Annotated in this window: 18 protein-coding genes and 1 tRNA gene; 7 read left to right on the top strand and 12 right to left on the bottom strand. The window is 67.1% G+C overall.

Features of this window, described 5'->3' with window-relative positions:
* The first annotated feature begins 23 nt into the window (after positions 1-23).
* On the top strand, positions 24-1,223 hold the full coding sequence (locus ACT4ML_RS09835; protein WP_444720705.1) for a potassium channel family protein: 1,200 nt from the start codon (positions 24-26) through the stop codon (positions 1,221-1,223).
* A 27-nt stretch (positions 1,224-1,250) separates the two neighbouring features.
* Here ACT4ML_RS09835 and ACT4ML_RS09830 read toward each other — a convergent pair whose 3' ends face one another.
* Positions 1,251-1,664: an EamA family transporter gene (locus ACT4ML_RS09830; protein ID WP_444720704.1), complete on the bottom strand. Its 414-nt coding sequence runs from the start codon at positions 1,662-1,664 to the stop codon at positions 1,251-1,253.
* A 235-nt stretch (positions 1,665-1,899) separates the two neighbouring features.
* Between ACT4ML_RS09830 and ACT4ML_RS09825 the strand changes: the two genes are divergently transcribed.
* Positions 1,900-3,585 (top strand): aldehyde ferredoxin oxidoreductase family protein, encoded by a 1,686-nt coding sequence (locus ACT4ML_RS09825; protein WP_444720703.1) that lies wholly within the window; start codon positions 1,900-1,902, stop codon positions 3,583-3,585.
* Between the two features lie 69 nt (positions 3,586-3,654).
* Here the strand turns inward: ACT4ML_RS09825 and ACT4ML_RS09820 are convergent, their stop codons facing one another.
* Together ACT4ML_RS09820 and ACT4ML_RS09815 are read right to left on the bottom strand one after the other, a co-directional pair.
* The gene (locus ACT4ML_RS09820; RefSeq protein ID WP_444720702.1) at positions 3,655-4,830 is read right to left on the bottom strand and encodes an MFS transporter; all 1,176 of its coding nucleotides are present in this window, start codon (positions 4,828-4,830) and stop codon (positions 3,655-3,657) included.
* Positions 4,831-5,017: 187 nt separating this feature from the next.
* A complete protein-coding gene (locus ACT4ML_RS09815; RefSeq protein ID WP_138246442.1) occupies positions 5,018-5,335 on the bottom strand; it encodes a hypothetical protein in 318 nt (105 codons plus the stop codon).
* Positions 5,336-5,716: 381 nt separating this feature from the next.
* Between ACT4ML_RS09815 and ACT4ML_RS09810 the strand changes: the two genes are divergently transcribed.
* Complete coding sequence (locus ACT4ML_RS09810; RefSeq protein ID WP_444720701.1) at positions 5,717-6,133, top strand: hypothetical protein; 417 nt, start codon at positions 5,717-5,719, stop codon at positions 6,131-6,133.
* Positions 6,134-6,270: 137 nt separating this feature from the next.
* On the opposite strand, the gene ACT4ML_RS09805 is transcribed toward ACT4ML_RS09810, so the two are convergent.
* A complete protein-coding gene (locus ACT4ML_RS09805; protein ID WP_444720700.1) occupies positions 6,271-7,407 on the bottom strand; it encodes a thiolase family protein in 1,137 nt (378 codons plus the stop codon).
* A 172-nt stretch (positions 7,408-7,579) separates the two neighbouring features.
* On the opposite strand from ACT4ML_RS09805, the gene ACT4ML_RS09800 reads away from it, so the two are divergent.
* Entirely contained in the window at positions 7,580-8,314 is a 735-nt protein-coding gene (locus ACT4ML_RS09800) for a DUF5806 family protein (protein ID WP_444720699.1), read from the top strand.
* 115 nt (positions 8,315-8,429) lie between these two features.
* The gene (locus ACT4ML_RS09795) at positions 8,430-8,864 is read left to right on the top strand and encodes a hypothetical protein (RefSeq protein WP_444720698.1); all 435 of its coding nucleotides are present in this window, start codon (positions 8,430-8,432) and stop codon (positions 8,862-8,864) included.
* A gap of 22 nt (positions 8,865-8,886) precedes the next feature.
* Here ACT4ML_RS09795 and ACT4ML_RS09790 read toward each other — a convergent pair whose 3' ends face one another.
* From ACT4ML_RS09790 to ACT4ML_RS09760, 7 genes are all read right to left on the bottom strand, one after another.
* Positions 8,887-9,141 carry a hypothetical protein gene (locus ACT4ML_RS09790; protein ID WP_444720697.1) on the bottom strand — a complete coding sequence of 85 codons (255 nt, stop codon included), beginning with the start codon at positions 9,139-9,141 and terminating at the stop codon, positions 8,887-8,889.
* A gap of 390 nt (positions 9,142-9,531) precedes the next feature.
* Positions 9,532-9,615, bottom strand: a tRNA-Leu gene (locus ACT4ML_RS09785).
* 303 nt (positions 9,616-9,918) lie between these two features.
* Complete coding sequence (locus ACT4ML_RS09780) at positions 9,919-10,260, bottom strand: ferredoxin (RefSeq protein ID WP_444720696.1); 342 nt, start codon at positions 10,258-10,260, stop codon at positions 9,919-9,921.
* A 74-nt stretch (positions 10,261-10,334) separates the two neighbouring features.
* On the bottom strand, positions 10,335-11,285 hold the full coding sequence (locus ACT4ML_RS09775; protein WP_444720695.1) for an oxidoreductase: 951 nt from the start codon (positions 11,283-11,285) through the stop codon (positions 10,335-10,337).
* A gap of 84 nt (positions 11,286-11,369) precedes the next feature.
* On the bottom strand, positions 11,370-14,984 hold the full coding sequence (locus ACT4ML_RS09770; protein WP_444720694.1) for a PAS domain S-box protein: 3,615 nt from the start codon (positions 14,982-14,984) through the stop codon (positions 11,370-11,372).
* Between the two features lie 117 nt (positions 14,985-15,101).
* Positions 15,102-15,710: a peptidylprolyl isomerase gene (locus ACT4ML_RS09765; RefSeq protein WP_444720693.1), complete on the bottom strand. Its 609-nt coding sequence runs from the start codon at positions 15,708-15,710 to the stop codon at positions 15,102-15,104.
* A 184-nt stretch (positions 15,711-15,894) separates the two neighbouring features.
* Positions 15,895-16,413: a peptidylprolyl isomerase gene (locus ACT4ML_RS09760; protein WP_444720692.1), complete on the bottom strand. Its 519-nt coding sequence runs from the start codon at positions 16,411-16,413 to the stop codon at positions 15,895-15,897.
* A 124-nt stretch (positions 16,414-16,537) separates the two neighbouring features.
* Here ACT4ML_RS09760 and ACT4ML_RS09755 point away from each other — a divergent pair, with 124 nt between their 5' ends.
* Positions 16,538-16,882 carry a MarR family transcriptional regulator gene (locus ACT4ML_RS09755; protein ID WP_444720691.1) on the top strand — a complete coding sequence of 115 codons (345 nt, stop codon included), beginning with the start codon at positions 16,538-16,540 and terminating at the stop codon, positions 16,880-16,882.
* A 431-nt stretch (positions 16,883-17,313) separates the two neighbouring features.
* A complete protein-coding gene (locus ACT4ML_RS09750) occupies positions 17,314-18,285 on the top strand; it encodes a succinylglutamate desuccinylase/aspartoacylase family protein (protein ID WP_444720690.1) in 972 nt (323 codons plus the stop codon).
* Positions 18,286-18,319: 34 nt separating this feature from the next.
* On the opposite strand, the gene ACT4ML_RS09745 is transcribed toward ACT4ML_RS09750, so the two are convergent.
* Positions 18,320-19,078, bottom strand: a complete 759-nt coding sequence (locus tag ACT4ML_RS09745; RefSeq protein WP_444720689.1) for an SDR family NAD(P)-dependent oxidoreductase — start codon at positions 19,076-19,078, stop codon at positions 18,320-18,322.
* Positions 19,079-19,239 lie beyond the last annotated feature (161 nt).

The raw sequence follows: 19,239 nt of genomic DNA, 5'->3' as shown, positions 1-19,239 counted from the left end.
GCTATCCGGCCGACCGGAGTGTAATGCGCGAAATCACCTACGAGCCCCGGAACGTCCGGGAGATCCTCGTGGAACTCAAAGACTCCTCGGAGCTCGCGGTCGATCTCGCCTACTCCGCCGTTCGGTACGACGACCGGTCGCTCGCCGACGAGGTGCTCGAACTCGAGTCGCGGGTCAACTACCTGCAGTACCACGCCCGGATCGCGCTGATGCTCGCGGCAAAGCGCGCCGAGGAGGCCGAGCGACTGGTCGGCCTCTTTCAGGTCGCCGCGAGCGCCGTCCGCATCACCGAGGCCGCGGCCGATATCGCCCGGATCGTCCGCTCCGGCGACGGCGTCCCCGACGCCTTCGAGCGGGCTTTCCCCGACGCGGACGAGCGACTCGTCCGGGCGACCGTCGCCGCCGACTCCGACCTCGCGGGAGCCCGCCTGCGCGACCTCGAACTCGACCGCGAGACCGGCGTGGTCCTCATCGCGATCCGTCCCGACGGCGAGTGGTCGTTCGCGCCCGAGGGCGACGACCGACTCTCCGCCGGCGACGTGATCGTCGGCCGCGGCCCGCGCGAGGGCATCGAGACGGTCTACCGGCGGGCGACCGGCGAGTCCTTTCCGACCCCCCAACCGTCGACAGCAGCGGCGGAGAGCGAGGCCATCGCTCGAGCGGCCGACACCGTCGTCGAACTCAAGGACATGGCCGAACTCGCGGCCGGGCTGGCCTACGGCGCGGCCCGGTTCGACAGCGACGCCCTCGCCCGGGAAGTGCTCACGCTCGAGGAGGCCTCCGACGCGCACGAAACGCGCCTCGAGACGTGGGTCATCGAGGCCGACGACGACGTCGGGAGCCCCGAGCAGCTCCGCGGGCTGCTCCACCTCGCCGCGGCCTCGGAGGTCATCTGTGACGCCGCGGTCGACATCGCCGAGGTCGTCCTCCGCGAGGTCGAACTGCCGCCGGTCTTCGGCGCGGCACTCGCGGACAGCGAGGAGGCAATCGCGGCCGTTTCGGTCGGCGCGGGCAGCGACCTCGACGGGACGACGGTCGCCGCCCTCGAGTTCGAGGAGGGGACCGGCGTCGTCGTCCTCGCGATCCGCGCCGACGACGGCTGGACGTTCGATCCGGACGCCGACCGCCCGTGTTCGGCCGGCGAGACGCTGCTCGTCCGCGGCCCGCCGCTGGGCATCGATCACCTGAGCGAGGTCGCGGGCGACGGCGACGAGGGGCTCTGAGATCGGGCGCTCGAGCGGGTCCCGAAATCAGGCCGCGACGAGGCCGACGGCGACGACCGCGAGCGCCAGCCCGGCGACGTTCGTCGGGGAGAGCTGTGCCTCGAAGTAGAAGACGCCGACGATCGCCGGGATCACGAAGTAGAGGGCAGAAATAGCCGAGACGATCGCCATGTTCCCGCGGGCGAGACCGGCGTAGAAGCTGATGGAGGCGGCCGCGAGGAACGCCCCGGAGACGAGCGCGAAGGCGATGTCCACGCGGGTCCCGGAGATGGGACGGCGCAGCGAGAGCACGTAGCCGCCGGCGATGACGATACTCGCGACGTAGGAGAGAAACACCGCGTTTACGGGCGAGAGCGACCGCGTCGCGACGCCGCCGGCAACCGCCCAGCCGCCGTACAGGAGCAATGCACCGAGCGCAAAGAGGATCGCCGTGTTGGCCATGCGGGCGGCTTCTTCGGTACTCGGATAAACGTTCCGCTCGAGCGAGAGTGAACGTGGGAGTGAGAGGCGGCGATGGGGGCGTTCAGTGTCACCGATCCGCGGCCGAACCGGCGGGTCGGATGTCGTTCCAACGCCGTCGACAACCGCCTGTGACACGCTACGACGGCGGGTCGAACCGCGGCCCCGATCTCGAAAACCGATACCGTTTTGCGGCCGTGACCACCACTGTGTGACTATGAAACACGTACGGGGACCGCTGTATTCGATCGATGTCGGCGAGCGCACGGCCGAGACCGAGGACATCGACGACCTCCTCGAGTCGTCCATCGGCGGGCGGGCGCTCGGCACGAAACTCGCCCACGACCGGATCCCGTTCGACGCCGACCCGCTGGGGCCTGAAAACCGGCTGTTCTTCGCGACGGGGCCGCTCCAGCACTCGATGATGAGCTTTACGGGCCGGATGTCGGCGACCGGCGTCTCGCCGCTGACCGACGGGCTACTCTCCTCGAACGCCGGCGGCTTCCTCTCGCGAAACTTCACCGGCACGGGCTACAGCGCCGTCGAGATCACCGGCGCGAGCGACGAACTCGTCATCGTCCACGTCACCGACGAGGGCGTCGAGTTCGAGCCCGTTCCGGAACTCGAGGAGGCGACCGTCCCCGAGACCTGCGAGTACATCGAGGACGAACACGGCCTCGGCTCGGAACACACCACCGTTATCGGCCCGGCCGGCGAGAATCAGGTCCGGTTCGCCTCGATCATGACCTCCGAGGAGCGGGCCTTCGGCCGCGGCGGGCTCGGTGCCGTGCTGGGATCGAAGAACGTCAAGGCGATCACCTTCGACGGCGACTCGACCCGCGAGGTCGAGATCCCGTCGCTCCAGATGGAGGTCCACGGCGAGGCCGCGAACTCCGACAGCCCGATGCGGGATCAGGGGACCACCTCCGTCGCGGAGTACGCGAACATGGTCGAGGCCCTGCCGAGCTACTACTTCTCGGAGCTCTCCTTCGAGGGTATCGAGGGCGTCAACGGCGACCGCGTCGAGGAGAAGAAGTACAAGAAAGGCACCTGCTCGTCGTGTGCCTTCGCCTGCAAACTGCCGACGCGAGACGAGGAGTCCGGCCTCGAGACCGAGGGCCCCGAGTACGAGACGCTCATGGCCTTCGGCCCGAACTCCGGCGTCGACGACATCGTCGACGTGATGCAGTCGAACAAGCTCTGCGACGAGTACGGAGTGGACACGATCTCGGCGGGCGACACCATCGCGGCCTACCTCGCGAGCGAAGACGAGTTCGGCAACGTCGACCTGATCCACGACCTCGTCGAGAAGATCGCCTACCGCGAGGGCGTCGGCGATCAGCTCGCGGAGGGCATCGACCGCATCCACGACGACCTCGGCGTCGAGAACTGGTCGGTCAAGGGCATGGAGTTCGCCGCCCACGACGGCCGCACCTTGAACGGACAGGGCCTCGCCTTCGCCACCTCGAACCGCGGTGCCGACCACATGTACGCCGAGTTCTATCCCTACGAGTACCCGCTCGTCGACGCCGACGACGCCTTCGACAAGTCCGGTCTCGAGGGGAAACCGCCGAAGGTGGTCGAACTCGAGAACATCAACGTCATCAAGGACAGCGCTGTCCTCTGTAAGTTCTCGCGGGACTTCATCACCGAGGAGCGCTTCGAAGGACTGCTCGACGCCGACTACGAGGACCTGCTCGCACTCGGCGGCGAGGTCGTCTCCCTCGAGCGCCACTTCAACAATCAGCGCGGCTTCGACCGGGCCGACGATCGGCTCCCCTACGAGATTCCGGACTTCGAGCAGGGACTCGCGGAGTACTACGACGAACGCGGCTGGAACGACGACGGAACGGTCCCCGACGCGCAGTTCCAGAGCGGTCACGGCACGCCGGCAGACGACTGATCGGCCGAACTGACGCTATTTCAGTGCGACTCGAGGACTCTTTTCCGTCGCGAGGTGCCGATTCGACGCTCAGTCCGACGCCGTCGCGACCGTCGGCGCGGCCGCCGTGCCGGTCCACAGCCACGTCGCTCCGATCGTGACGAGGAGCGCGCCCGCGATGGCGACGGCGAGCCACAGCGCGCGCCCGATGCCGTACAGTTCCGCGAGCGCGCCGACTGCGGCGGGTGCGATCGCGATTCCCGCGTAGGTCGCGCCGGTCGTCAGCGCGTTGAGCGGCCCGGTGTACGACGGTGCGGCCTCGACAGCGTAGGCCGCCAGTATCGGGAAGCCGCTCGAGAGGCCCGCGCCGGCGACGAAGACGGCGAGGAACAGCACGGGGCCGGCCTGTCCGGAGAACGCGACCGCGAGCGCCGGGATCGCGGGCAGGACGGCGACGAACAACAGCGCGAGAGACGGCACGCGGTCGACGGCGAGCGTGTACCCGAACCGAGCGGGGATGTACGCGAGCAGGTACGTCGACAGCAGGAGGTTCGCCGTCGCCGTGGCGTAGAACTCGCCCGCGTAGTACGCGAGCCACGTGAACATGATCCCCTCGACGGCTCCGACGAGCAGCATGCCAACGCACGCGCCGACGACCGACGGTCGCCGGAGCAGGTCCGCCAGTGCGGACCGCGAGAGCGACCGCTCGGCGGACATCGAGGGGAGCTCGAGGCGGCCGGCGGCGACCGCGGTCGGCACGAAACAGAGTGCGATGACGACGAAGACGGCCCGCCAGTCGGCGACCGAGAGCACGGCGCTGACGAGTTGCGGGCCGGCGACCGCGCCGACGGCCCAGACGAGCGCGTATGCCGTGTACACCCGGCCGCGCCGGGCGGCGTGGAGGTGGCTCAATACGACGCGGTCGACGCCGCGAAACGCGCCCGCAGCGGCCCCCTGTGCGAGCAGCGCGAGCAGGAAGACCGCGTATAGGGGCGCGGCCGCCATCGCGACGAGCGCGCAGGCGACGCCGACGACCCCGACCACCAGCGTCCGTCGCATGCGGAGTCGGCCCGCGAGCAGCCCCGTCGCGACCACGGCGACCACGAAGCCGGCGGTTCCGGCGGGCGCGACCAGCCCCAGTGCACCCTCGGAGACGCCGAATCCGGCCTCGAGTTCCGAGAGGATCGGCCCCCGGGCCTGCATCGCCACTGCGTCGCCGAACACGAACAGAAAGATCGCAATCGTCCAGCCGCGGGCCCGGTCCATACTCGGGCTCCGCGTTCCCGGATAAAAAAGGTCGCCGCTCCGGTACAACGCGTCGACGGACTCCGTCTCCTCCGACCATGTCTGTTGTTCACAACTACCGAGGAATATATGACCGATCACACATTTCCGGTCGGCAGCCGCCCCATGACAGTGGCTCGCCGTCCGCCTCCCGCTCGACGGCGTTCGGCTACTCCTCCTCGTCTCGGTCGTCTTCCAGTGACAGTCGGTCGTCACCGCGTGACGGCAGCGAACTGTCGTCGGCCCGCGAGGGATGGATGTTGACGTTGTGCCCCCGATAGGGATCGGTCTCCGGATCGTATGACAGCTCGCTGCGCTCGAACAGGTAGATGAAAAAGCCGATCAGCGGGATGCAGAAGGTGATCGCCGCCCACTTCTTCGGCGGCTCGAGCCCGACCCGTCCGGCGTCGTAGTAGGCCAGGGCGGTCAGCCCGAGATGCCACGCGAGCGGGATCCCGACGATGATCGCGAGGAGGCCGGTTTGCATGCGCGAGCGTACGGCTCGAGAGTATAAAACGGTCAGCCGACGGCGGCGATCCGGACCGGGATTCGGTGTTCGTTCGCCGCCGCGGCGCGGCTCGACGGGGTCGTCCGGTAGGGACGGAATACGGGAACCGGCTCCCGCGGCAATACCGTCCGCTTTCGGTTCGTCGACCACTGGTAACTCGAGACTATTCCGTGCCGTGTCGCTGCCGTCCCCGTCTCCCCCACCGGTTCCTCGCCGCACCGCCGGCGTCGCCCGTCGCTCGCGTACGGTGTCCCGAACCCGATTTCACCGGCGAAACTCGCTGTTCGATCGGCGAACGGTTCTGTTGGTTTATCGTCACTAACCCCGATCGGACGGCCTGCCCATGAGGGCAGTACAACCATGACACGGAGGAGAAATCGGTTCGGAGCCGTACTCGTCGTCGCGATCACGATCGGTCTGCTCGCAACCGTCGCCGGGACGGGGGCGGTGGCGGCCGCCGAAGAACAGTCCGTCGAGGAAAACGTCTCACAGATCAGCGAACGAGAGTCGATCAACGAGGTCACCCAGGAGTCACTCGAGACCGAAGCGCAGAACGTCGTGGACGACTCCCAGAGTGACCCGCTCGACGACATCGATCTCTCCGTTGACGTCCCGACCGACATCGGAGACGTGTCGGAGGACCCCGAAGAAGCGCCCGACGATGAAGCGCCGACGGACGCCCCCGAGGACTCCGTCGAAACTCCCGAGGAACCCACGGACGCACCTGACGACCCGTTCGCCGGGATGCCGGAGTGGATCTCCGACGGTCTGTTCTAGGCCGCTTTCCCAGCCCGTTTTTTCGCCCCGAAAACACCTCGAGCAGTTCAGTCTCGGTCACACTCGAGTGTCGTCTCTCGCCGCTCACCTCTTCTCGGCCGGTTCGTGAAAAGACCAAAAAATCTAGCCTACTCGTCTCAGTTGACGTCGAACTCGATCGCCGCGCCCTGCCCGAAGCCGACACAGAGCGTCGCCAGCCCGAGGCCGCCGCCGCGCTTCTGGAGTTCGTGGATCAGCGTCACGGGGAGGCGAGCGCCGGAGGCCCCCAGCGGGTGACCGATGGCGATCGCACCGCCGTTGACGTTGAAGATTTCGGGGTCGATCCCGAGTTCGTCCCGGGAATACAGCGACTGGCTCGCGAAGGCCTCGTTGAGCTCCACGAGGTCGTACTCGTCGATGTCGCGCCCGTTGCGCTCGAGCAGCCCCTTCGTCGCCGGGACCGGGCCGATGCCCATGACGGTGGGGTCGACGCCGGCGACGTTGTTCTTGCCGACCTCGGCCATGATCTCGAGGTCGTGTTCCTCGGCGAAGGCCTCGCTCGTGACCAGCAGGGCCGAGGCGCCGTCGGAGATCTGGGAGGCGTTGCCGGGCGTGACGGAGCCGTCGTCCTTGAAGACGGTCGGCAGTTCGGCGAGCTTTTCGGGGGTCGTGCCGGGGCGGAGGCCCTCGTCTTCCTCGACGGTGCCGTCCTCGGTCTCGATCGTGACGATCTCGTCGTCGAAGCGACCCTCTTCGGTGGCCTCGACGGCGTTTTGCTGGCTCCGTGCGGCGTACTCGTCCTGTTCCTCGCGGCTGATGCCGTGCTCTTCGGCGACCTTCTCGGCGGTCATCCCCATCTGGAGATCGCCGAGGTCGTACATCTCGGCCAGTCGCGGGTGGATGTGTCCGTACCCCTCGCCCATCGGGACGCGGCTCATGCTCTCGACGCCGCCGGCGATGATGGCGTCCCGGTTGCCGGCCGCGATGGCGTCGGACGCGGAGATGACCGACTGCATCGAGGAGGCACACCAGCGGTTGATCGTCGTCGCCGGAACCGACTCGCCGAGCTCCGAGAGCAGGGCGATGACGCGGGCGAGGTTGTTGTCCTGCTCGCCGCGCTGCTGGGCACAGCCCCACATCAGGTCGTCGACCTCCTCGCCGGAGAGGCCGGTCTCGGCCAGAATCTCGTCGATCAGCGGCACCGAGAGGTCCTCACTGCGAACGTCGGCGAACACGCCGTCTTCTTTCCCCTGTGGCGTCCGGACTGCCTCGACCACGACTGGCGTCTGTGACATATACTACCGAAGGTCCCTCACGACCTTAAATCCGGTCGAACTCTCGAGGACGGGAAACGTGTTTATGGCCGCCCGGCTAGCGTCTGAGCGCCCGTTGCCGGCGATCCGGCCCCGTCGCGGACCGCCACGGGGGAGGGGAATCCTTTTGCCTGCCGTTTGGTAATGGCCCTCCATGGACGGCAACGAGACGGTCGATCGGTCCGATTCCGACCGCCCGGAACGATCCGACGAGTCGGCCGGACCGGACGAGGACTCGAGCGGCGCGGACGCTGCGACGGGGACGGACGAGCCACCGGCGGGCGATGAATCGCCCGCGACGGGTAGCGACGAGCGGGCGGCGTCCGAGGGCGACGGCGAGGGATCGATGCCGGGCGTTCCGGACCCCGAGCCCGAAGCAAGCGACGTCCCCGAAGACATCCAGAAATACGCCCGCTTTACCAAGATGGACGGCGCGCAGTACGACCGGGTCAACGAGTTCCTGCGGGATCGGACCTACATCACCGCCCGCGAGTGGGCCATCGCCCGGCTCTGTTCGGACTTCCGGACCGAAACCGGCGTCGAGATGACCAAGATCGGCGAGAACCTGCCCGATCTGGTCCCCTTCATGACCGACACCTACACGCCGCAGGCGGTCAATCAGGCTCGCTCCTCCTTCGAGGATAAGGTCCGCACCGCCGGCGCGACCTTCCTCTACGGCGCGATGTGTGACTTCTTCACCGCCGAGGAACTCGACGACGTGATGTACGAGGCCACCGAGGTCGCCAAGTTCCTCCTCGAGGTCGAGGGCGTCGACCTCTCCGTCGAGGACGAACTCGAGGCCGAGGAACGCATCTCGAGTGTCATGCGGGAGGTCCGGGAGGCCAGCGAGGAACTCCGCGCCGAGGACGTGGTCGACGGCGAGGAGTAAGCCGTCAGCAGTTCGCCGCGCTCCCGACGAGCGCCGCCGGATCACCGAGCGAGGTTTTCGCTTGAGCCGCGTGACAGCAACGTCATATGGCTGGGGTGAGTCGGTCGACGTACGAATGAGCGGGTCAGGTCGTCAGCAGTCGGAGTCAACCGCGGAGGGACAGCTCTCGCCCACGCTGATCGGGCTCGTCGCCGGAGCGCTGGACGTACCGGTGTTCGCGTACGTCGGTCTCGAACTCTTCGGCGATCTGGCGTTCGGCGCGTTCGTCGGGCTCGTCGTCGGCCTCGGGATGTACCTCTCCGCGCCCGCCTTCATGGCGGACGACGATGACGAGCACAGCGAGCCGGCGCTGACGTCGGTGGAAGCGGGGAAGCGGCTCCGCCAGTTTCACCGGACGGCGGCCGGCCTCGCGCTCCCGCCCGCGGGAATTCTGCTGCTCTCGTGGCGGCTCGTCTCCGAGAACCTCCGTCTCGGCGTCCTCATAACGCTCGTCATCACGGCGGCGATCTACGCCCCGCTCGCGGTCTTGCTCCCCCGCCGCTACGCGTGAGGGCGGCCGCTATCGACGCGTCTCACTGGAGGAGCGACATCAGCCGCCCCCAACTCCAGATCACGAGCCAGACCACCAGAGCCACGAACAGCAGATACATCGGCAGCGCGTCCACGGTGATCCCGCGAGCGACGAGGAACTCGAGCAGGCCGCGCCGGGCGAGCAGGGCGATCGCGCCCGCGACCAGCAGCGATCCGACAGCGATAGCGGCCGCCGCTCGATTGGTCGCGATCCGTGACCCCTCGTCGTCTCGATTCGCGGTGTTCCGATCGCTCATCGAACGCCGTCGACTACCACCCGATCGGGTGAAACGGTTGTACCTGCGCGCTCCTGCACGGCAGCGCTAGCAGTTCTGACCCCGCTCGACCGCGCTGTATCTGCTAGCTATGCCGCCCTCGAGTTGCGTGCTCTTGCCGACCTCGCTTGCAGGGTTGGGATTTGAACCACGCTCGAGAACCTGCTCGCGTTGCTCGCAGAACCTCGGTCTGGTTCAAGTCACGCGTTGCACACCCGTCACTCGCGGTGTGTTCGCGGCGACATGCGAGGGTTGGGATTTGAACAACGCGAAGACGTTCCGGGACGTTCGCCTTCGCTCACGTCCGGGCTGCGACTTCTCTCGTTCAAATCCCGCGTCTCACACTCGTCACTCGCGGGTGCTCGTGACGAGTGCGAGGGTTGGGATTTGAACCCAAGGACCCCTACGGGAGCGGGTCTTAAGCCCACCGCCGTTGGCCTGCTTGGCTACCCTCGCACAGAAGGCAGTCGATCGTTGTTCCGGGGTGGGGATGTGCGTTTCGGTGTGTACCGCGAGTGACCGACGGGAGCGAGCGGGCCGAGGAACCCCCAGCGGGGGTGACGACGGCTTTTGGTGGAGATTTTGCAAGTGGAGCGAGCGCTCGCGAGCGAAACGCAGCAAAAGGTCCCGGCGTGATAAGCCCACCGCCGTTGGCCTGCTTGGCTACCCTCGCACAGAAGGCAGTCGACCGTTGTTCCGGGGTGGGGATGGCGTTTCGGTGTGTCCTCGAGGCGGTCAGAACCGGTCCCCGCTCGAGCCCTACCAGTCGACGCTCAGCGTGCCGTCGCCGTGGGGGTCCGGTGCGATCTCCTCGTCGGTCCGGCGGTCGACCACGTGGATACAGCCCTCGTCTTTCTTCGCGGGACAGATCTCCGCGGCGCGGACGTTGTGCTCGAGGTCGTCTTCGCCGAAGAAGTACTCGTTGGGTTGGGCCATGCCCGAGGCGATGGACATCTCCCAGTTGGCGCTGACCTCAGCGCACTTGCCCGCGCCGAAGCACTTGTTGGCCTCGAAGATGATCTTGTACGGTTTCTCCTCGACCGGCGGCGCGTCGCTGGAACCGACATCGCTGGCGCGTTGAATACCGTCGTCGTCGCTCATTACGTAGGGGTTCGACTGTATCGTCTTTCGCGTTACGGTTGCCGCAGGTGACGACGAGCGCGGGGCCCCCAGCCCTACGCTGCGACCTCGGCTTTCGGCTCCGGCAGGTCGTACGTGACGCCGGTCAGTTCTTCCGAGACCGCCCACAGCCGACGGGCCGTCTCCTCGTCGTACGATCGATCCGAGGAGGCCTGTCGCTCGGGGGCCCCGCGCATGTTCTGGAAGCCGCCGGGGCCGTAGTATGCGCCGCCCTCGGCCTCGGGCGCAGTCGCGGCGTAGAGCGTCGGCAGCGCGCCCATCTCGGCCGATTGGGCGGCCACTGCGTTCATCAGTTTCATCGCCGCTTTCCGGAGCCGACTCCCGCTCTGCTCGGGCCCGCGGACCTGTAGCTGCGTGTTGGCGTAGCCCGGATGTACCGCCATACTCTGTGCGTTCATATCCGCGGTGAGGAACCGCCGCTCGAGTTCGTACGCGAAGAGCACGTTCGCCAGTTTCGACTGGGCGTAGGCGTCCCACTTGTCGTAGGACGCCTCGCCCTGGAGGTCGTCGAAGTCGATCTCGCCGTTCTCGTGGACGCCGCTCGAGACCGTGACGACCCGTGCCGGCTCCCCCTCGTCGGTCGCCAGATTCTCGAGCAGTAGTCCGGTCAGCGCGAAGTGGCCGAGGTGGTTGACGCCGAACTGGGTCTCGAAGCCGTCTTCGGTCTCCGAGCGCGGGATCGCCATGACCCCCGCGTTGTTGATCAGCACGTCGATCATCTCGTCCGCGAGTCGGTCCGCGAAGTCCCGAACCGACTCGAGGTCGGCGAGGTCGCACTCCTCGACGCGGAGGTCGGCGTCGGGGACATCCTCGCGGATCTCGTCGGCCGCGTCCTCCCCGCGCTCGGTGCTCCGGGTGGCCATGATCACCGTCGCGCCGTTGCGCGCGAGTTCGCGGGTGGCCTCGAGACCGATGCCGCTGTTCGCGCCCGTGACGACGATCGTGCGTCCGCTCTGGTCGGGGATCTCGTCTGCTGTCCAGCCCATACCCGCAATATGACCGCGCGTGAGTAAAGTCCCGGGGCGTTGTCGTTTCGTCGTCGCGACGGGGGCCGGCGACTCGAGACCGTACTACTCCGCCTGCGAGGCGGGAAGGGCGACGAAGAATGTCGATCCCTCGCCGGGCTCGGATTCGACCCAGATGTCGCCGCCGTGGCGTTCGACGATGCGTTCACAGAGCGCGAGGCCGATACCGGTCCCCGAGTACTCCTCGCGGCTGTGGAGGCGATCGAAGATGGTGAACACTCGATCTTGATCCTCGTCGTCGATGCCGATTCCCTCGTCCGCGACCGAGATCACCCACTCGTCGCCGGCGTTCTCCGCGGCGTCGCCGTCCTCTCGCGGTGATTCGGAAGTCGATTCGGGACTTCCGTCATCAGGAGACGGCTTCGCTGTCTCGAACGAGTTCGCCGCTCGCTCGTCCGCGGAACCCCGTTCCGTGCGCCGCCGGTCCGAGGCGCGTGGCGCCTCGCGGCGCTCGGCGCCGACGTGGATCCGCGGGGGCTCGTCCCCGCTGTAGGTGAGCGCGTTCGACAAGAGGTTCTGGAACACCTGCCGTAACTGGCTCGCGTCGCCCTCGAGGCGGGGTAACGCTTCGACGGTGATCTCGGCGTCGGTCTCCTCGATCCGGAACTGGAGGTCCGCCAGCACGTCGTCGACGACCGCCTCGAGGTCCATCGGCTCGAACGGGTCGCCGCGGGTCTCGACGCGCGAATATTCGAGGAGGCCGTCGATCATCTCTCGCATCCGGTCGGCCCCGTCGACGGCGTACGCGAGGAACTCCTGCCCGTCCTCGTCGAAGGCGTCCGCGTAGCGGTTCTCGAGCAGCGTGAGGTAACTCGTGACCATCCGCAGCGGTTCCTGCAGGTCGTGGCTGGCCGCGTAGGCGAACTGTTCGAGGCGCTCGTTGGAGTCCTCGATTTTCCGTTCGTACTCGCGGCGCTCCGTGACGTCCTGTGCCAGCACCATGCCCGCGAAAATCTCGTCGTCCTCGTTTCGGACGGGGAGCGTGTGGGCCAAAATGTCTCGGCCGTAGGCCCGGAACTCGAACGTGTTCGCCTCCCCGTCGAACACGGCCCGAAAGTACGGCTCGACTTCCTCGAGGAGGTCGTCCGGGTACCGCTCGGCGATCGTCGCGCCGGCGACCTCGTCCTCCGAGATCCCCAGATCGTCGAACGCCTCGCCGCCGACGACGATGTACTCGAGGTCCTCGTCGTAGAGCCCCACCGCGCCGTCGGGGAAGTTCTCGACGAGCGTCCGGTACCGACGTTCGGACTCCTCGAGCCGGCGCTCCCGTTCCGTGCGCTCGCTGATGTCTCGGGCGATCCCGACCCGGTGCCAGTCGCTGTCGTCTTCGGGCAGCGTCGCGAAGTTCGCTTCGGCGGGGACCGTCTCGCCGTCGGCCGTCCGGAGGTCGGCTTCCATCGTCGGCCACTCGTCGCCGCTCTCCGCGGTCGCCTCGAGCGTTTCGATTCGGTCGTGGATCTCGTCGTCGACGACCAACGAGACGTGCGCGCCGACGAGGTCCGCTGGCTCGTAGCCGAGCATCTCCGCGTAGGTCTCGTTGACCATCGTGAAGTAGCCGTCCTCGTCGACGACGTAGACGCCGTCGTCGACCACCTCGACGATCGTCTCGTAGCGCTCGAGGTGTCGCTCGCGGGCGAGCCGGTCGGTGATGTCGCGACCGATGCCCGCGAGGACGGTGTTCCCCCACGGGTCCTCGAGTCGCGACGCGTTGAACTCGAAGGGAACGGTGTCGCCGTCTTTCGTCCGAACCGCCAGCTCCGCGCTGACCGATCCCGTCTCGAACCCGCGGCGAATGGCGTCGACGGCCGCTGCTCGGTCGTCCGTCGCGATGAGGTCCGTCGGCTCCATCGCGGCGAGTTCGGCCTCGGTGTAGCCGGTCACCTCGGCCACACTCCGGTTCCACCGCTGTAGCGAGCCGTCCTCACCGACGACGTAGAAGACGTCGTCGATGGCGTCGTGGATCTCGTCGGTGTACTCCTTGTACCGCTCGAGGCGGCGCTCGCGCTCGCGCAGCTTCCGCTCGCGTTCCTTGCGCTCGGTGGTTTCTTGGCTCATGACCATCCCGCCGACGCTCTCTCCGTCGTCGTCCGTGACGGGGACCGTGTAGGCCATCCAGTCCCGGTCGTGAAGCGACATCTCGAAGGAATTGGGCTCGCCCTCGAGGGCGGCCTCGAACGACGCTGCCATTCGCTCGGCCAAGTCGGGCGGATACCGATCCCAAACGGTCTTCCCGACGATCGTCTCCGACGAGTCCTCGAGTTCCTCGAAGGCGGTCCCGCCGACGATCTGGTACCGCAGGTCCTCGTCGAACAGCGCCACCGCGCCGTTCGGGAAGTTGTCGATCAGCGTCCGGTAGCGTCGCTCGGACTCCTCGAGTTGGCGCTGGGACTCGTGGCGCTCGGTAACGTCCTGGGACATGCCGAGCGCGGCGAACACCTCGCCGTCGTCGTCGCGGACGGGGACGACCTGAAAGTCGAAGACCCGGCCGTCGATGGTCGCCTCGAACGCGCTCGACTCGCCCTCGAGGGCGGCCTCGTAGCGCGGCACGAGGTCGTCGGCCAGCGACGACGGGACGACCGCCGAGACCGGTCGCCCCTCGACCTCATCGACCGTGGCACCGGCCGTGTCCGTGGGGCTCCCACCGACGGTCCGGTAGGTGAGGTCCTCGTCGACCAGTGCGACGGCGCCGTTGGGGAAGTGCTCGACCAGCGTCCGGTAGCGCTGCTCGGACTCCTCGAGTTCGCGTTCGCGTTCCGTGCGCTCGGTGACGTCGCGATCCGAGACGATCACCGAGGTGACGGTCCCCTCGTCGTCCGTGACCGGGCGGAACGCGCCCTCGAGCGTGTACCGTTCGCCGTCGGGTCCCGTGAGATCGGCCTCGAAGGGCACGTACTCGCCGCCGGCGGCCCGTTCGGTCCACTCCCGTACGTCCTCGCTCACGTCGTCGTCCCCGCTCCACCACGGCGTCTCCCAGAACGGCTCGCCGGTCACGTCCTCGAGATCGGCGTCGATGTACTCCATCGCCGTCCCGTTGATGTCGAGGACCGTTCCGTCGGGTTCGAGCAGTCCCACGAGGATGTTCGGATCCTCGAAGATCGCCTCGAACCGCCGTTCCGTCCGCTCGAGGTCGCGTCGCGTGCGGGCGTTTTCGATCGCCGATCCGAGGACGTCCGCGACGCGCTCGAGGAACGCGCCGTCGGCGTCGGAGAACGTCCGACCGTCGGTCGTGTACGCGCCCACGACGCCCCACGGATCGTCGCTCGACCCGATCCGGACGGTGACGCCGCCGGTAACGTCGGCGGCGGCGAGGGGCCCCGGCCCGGAGAACGGCGATTCGTCGCCGTCGAGTTCGGCGACGACCGGCTCGTCGGCCCGAAGAGCGCGTCCCGCGGAGGACGACCGCTCCGCGGGTACGGTCGTCGATCCGATGCACGCCGTCGGCAGGTCGCTCCCCGCGCGCAGAACGGCCGCCGTGCCGTCGGTCCGTAGTTCGAAGATCGGACAGTACTCCACGGCGAGGGTCTCCGCGACGGCCGTCGCCGCGTCGCCCAACAACCCCTCGAGATCCCCCGTCTCGAGGGCCTGCTGACTGAGGTCCGCGATGACCTCCTGTCGGCGAATACGCGTCTCTTGGTCCGCGTCAGTGGACGACGATCCCATTCACCGAAATACAGCAGCGCATACGGTAAAACGTCTTGGTCCGTTCCGGTCGAACGGAACGGTCCGGCCCGTAGGCCGGCGATTCCGAGGTCCGTCGCCGCCTCCGCGGCGGTCACCCTACTCGCCGTCGACCGAGACCGACTCGAGCACGACGGCGTCCGTCGGCCGGTCGTTGCCGTCGGTTTCGACGCTGCCGATTTCGCGGACGACATCCATTCCGTCGACGACTCGCCCGAAGACGGCGTGGCGGCCGTCGAGGTGGGGTTGGGGAGCGAGCGTGATGAAAAACTGCGAGCCGTTGGTGTCTGGGCCGGAGTTGGCCATGCTCAGAACCCCCGCGTCGTCGTGGCGCAGGTCCTCGTGGAACTCGTCGTCGAACCGGTAGCCGGGGCCGCCGCGACCGGTGCCGGTCGGGTCGCCGGTCTGGATCATGAAGTCCTCGATGACGCGGTGGAAGGCGACATCGTCGTACAGCGGTTCGCCCTCGGCTTTTTCGCCCGTTTCGGGGTCGGTCCACGCGCGCTCACCCGTCGCGAGCCCGACGAAGTTCTCGACGGTTCGGGGGACGCGGTCGCCGTAGAGTTCGACCTCGATATCGCCCTCGCTCGTGTGCAGCGTCGCCGTGCGGTCGCCGCTTACTGCTGCGGTCGTCGCGGACTCGTCCGCGTCGGGAGTCGTCTCTTCGTCCGTCTCGTCTCCGCCGTCGCTCGCACAGCCCGCGAGCACGAGTCCGAGACTCGAGGCGATGCCGGCCAGTAGCGGTCGTCGATAGCGAGTGATACCGCTCGTGGGCGCGGGGTCGACCTAACGCTATCGGATTCGGGTCGCAAGCGGTGGGGGGTCGCGCTCGAGTCGACTCGAGCGCGCGACCCACCGTAAAATCGATCGAAAAAGTCGGTTCGGACGGCGATTACTCGTAGTCGACGGAGACCGACTCGAGGACGACCGCTTCTTTCGGCTGGTCGTTCGCGTTCGTGTCGACGGTGCCGATTTCGCGGACGACGTCCATCCCGTCGGTGACCTTGCCGAACACGGAGTGGCGGTCGTCGAGGTGGGGCTGGGCGTCGAGCGTGATGAAGAACTGAGAGCCGTTCGTGTCGGGTCCGGAGTTGGCCATCGAGAGGATGCCCGCGTCGTCGTGGCGCAGCTCGTCGTGGAACTCGTCGTCGAACTGGTAGCCGGGGCCGCCGCGACCGGTCTCGGTCGGGTCGCCGCCCTGAATCATGAAGCCCTCGATGACGCGGTGGAAGGCGACGTCGTCGTACAGCGGCTCGCCATCGACCTCCTCGCCCGTCTCGGGGTCTTCCCAGGTCTTGCCGCCGGTCGCGAGCCCGACGAAGTTATCGACGGTCCGCGGCGCGCGCTCGTCGTAGAGTTCGACATCGATATCGCCCTTGTTGGTGTGCAGCGTCGCAGTAACGTCTCCCATAGGTTCCGGGACGGCGGGACGAGTGAAAACGCTAGTGGTCTCGCTCGGATGAGGCTGCCCTCGTGTAATCGCTTACTCCACTTACAGGAAAACACCTATGACTCTCTGTACGCTATTGACATCCATGCCGATCGACATCGAGACGTTCGATGAGAGTTCCAGTGACGAACTGAATACACTCACGAACGGTGAGATGGTCGTTCGATTCCTCGCGACGAACGACGATAAGGCGTACACCCCCTCCGAGATCGCTGAACGGATCGATATCAAGAAAAATTCGATCGGGACGGTTCTCAGCCGCCTCGAGGACCGGAACCTCGTTCGACACAAGGGAGACTACTGGGCGATCGGTGAACGAGAGACCGTTCGCGATGCATACCGCACACACCGGATCATGGAGGCGCTGGACGAGCGATACGGGGAAGAAGACCTCGAGGAGTGGCGGGAACACGCTGCCGAGGACGAATAGCGATGAGTTACGAGCGCGGCGACGTCGTCGTCGCTCTCGATCCGTTCAGAGATGGCTCGAGCGGTCGTCCGTTTCTACTCATCGATTACGAGAAGACGCCGTTTCACGGGGAGCAATATATCATGCTCTCGTCACGAATCGGACGTGGTACGAGGACCGAATCCCGCTGGACGAGGCGGACTGGGAAGAGGGAGGTGCGCCTCGATCGAGTTCGATCATGCCGTGGTCGGTCAATTCGATCGATTCGGACCTGATCGAGAGCTACCAGGGCAGACTGCGGAACGATATCGTCGACGAGGCGACAGCGCAGCTCTCCGAATACGTTCACTGGTAAGCCACTGCTCTTCCTCCGCTATTTTCAGCTGCGAATCCGGGCGATGGTGGCGAGGGGCGGCCGCAGGTACATACCGCGGGACGTGAAATGTCCGGACATGAGCGCAGGCACGCACACGGCCGAGCCGATCACGCTCGCCCGGTTGCCGTCGGGCGTGGAACTGACGACGACGGTCCACACCTATCGCGGCGACGAGCCGGGCCCGACGCTGTACGTGCAGGCGGCCCAGCACGGCCGCGAGATAAACGGAACGGAGGTGCTCCGGCGGTTCCACGAGCGCCTGCCCCTCGAGTCGCTGTCCGGGACCGTGATCGCCGTCCCCGTCGCGAACCCGCTGACGTTCGATCGCGTCTCCTACACCACTCCGGAGCAACTCGATAGCGTCAACCCCAACATGAACCGGATCTGGCCGGGCGACGACGAGGGCAGCCTCCACCAGCGCATGGCCGCTCGCCTCTGGGAGTACGTCACGGCCGCCGACGCCCTCGTCGACCTCCACACGGGGAGCCCGAACATGCTTCCCCACGTCGTCTACCGCGAGGACGACGAGCGCTCGCGCAGCCTCGCCGACGCCTTCGGAACCGACCTCCTGCTGTCCGAGCAGGCCGACGAGGAGGCCCCCGACGAGTGGCACCGCCGCGGCTTCGCGGGAAAGCTTCGAGTCGCTGCCGCCGAGGAGGGTATCCCGTCGATCACGCCCGAACTCGCCCACAACAAACAGATCCTCGAGGAGGTCGTCGCGGAGGGGGTCGAGGGACTGCTCGACGTCTGTCGGTACCTCGGTCTCCTCCCGGGCGACGTTCCCGACCGCGATCCGATCGTCGCGCGGAACCACCTCGGACAGGTCACCGCCGACGACTCCGGACTCTTCCGGCCCGAGCCGGAACTCGAGGTCGGAGCGTCGATCACGGAGGGGACGCCGATCGGGACGGTCTATCACCCGACGACCTACGAGCCGCTCCACGAGGCCCGCGCGGACCGGGACGGCGTGCTCTACGCGCTCACCCGCGAGGCGACCGTGACCGCGGGCGACCAGCTCGCGAGCGTGGCGCTGGTCCGCGAGGAGTGAGGAGTGAGCGAAACGGCGGTCGCGGCCGCTCAGTTCACGCCGAGAAGCCGCCGTCGACGACCAGCCCGTGGCCGTTGACGAACGAGGACTCCTCGCTCGCCAGAAACAGGATCGCGTCCGCGATTTCCTCCGGCTCGGCCAGCCGCTTGAGCGGGTACTGTTCGATCATCTGCTCGCGGGCCGTCTCGGGGTCCTCCTGCTCCTCGAGGTACTGATCGAGCAGCGAGGTCTCGGTGAAGCCGGGACAGACCGTGTTCGCGCGGACGCCGTGGGGGCCGGCCTCGGCGGCGACGGCCTTCGTCATGTTCAGGACCGCGCCCTTGCTCATCGAGTAGGCGGACTGCTTGGGGAGCCCGAGGATACTCGCCAGCGAGCCGACGTTGACGATCGCACCGTGGCCCTGTTCTTTCAGGTGCGGAAGCGCCGCGTGACAGCCGTTCCAGACGCCCTTGATGTTGATGTCGATGACGAAGTCCCGGATGTCGTCCTCGAGCGTCTCGAGGCTGCCGCCCGGATGCCCGGTGCCGGCGTTGTTGATCATCACGTCGAGACCGTGGGTCTCGGCGATTTCATCGACGACCGCGTGGAACTGGTCGCTGTCGGTGACGTCCAGTTCGTAGAACGCCGCGTCGCCGCCGTCCTCCTCGATGGCCTGTGCGACCGCCTCGCCGCCGTCGGTGTCGACGTCCGTGACGATGACGCGTGCGCCCTCCTCGGCGCAGCGCTCGGCCGTCGCCTGCCCGATGCCCGACGCTGCACCCGTAATGACTACCGTCTGATCTTCGAGTCGCATGAGCACAGCATCGGTCGGCTGCCACATAAATTCGTTCATGGTTATCCGACACAACATCCCGACTGTTCCACAAAACGGCATCAGTATTTAACAATGATAAAATAGGGGTGCGGCATCGACTCATCGCACGGCTCTCGAACTACCCGCCCACGTCGGCCGCC

The sequence above is a fragment of the Natrinema sp. LN54 genome (assembly GCF_052439245.1).
In the GTDB taxonomy this organism is placed as follows: Archaea; Halobacteriota; Halobacteria; order Halobacteriales; family Natrialbaceae; genus Natrinema; species Natrinema versiforme_A.
The sequence above is the reverse complement of the archived record's forward strand: the minus strand, read 5'-3'. Positions and strand labels throughout refer to the sequence as shown.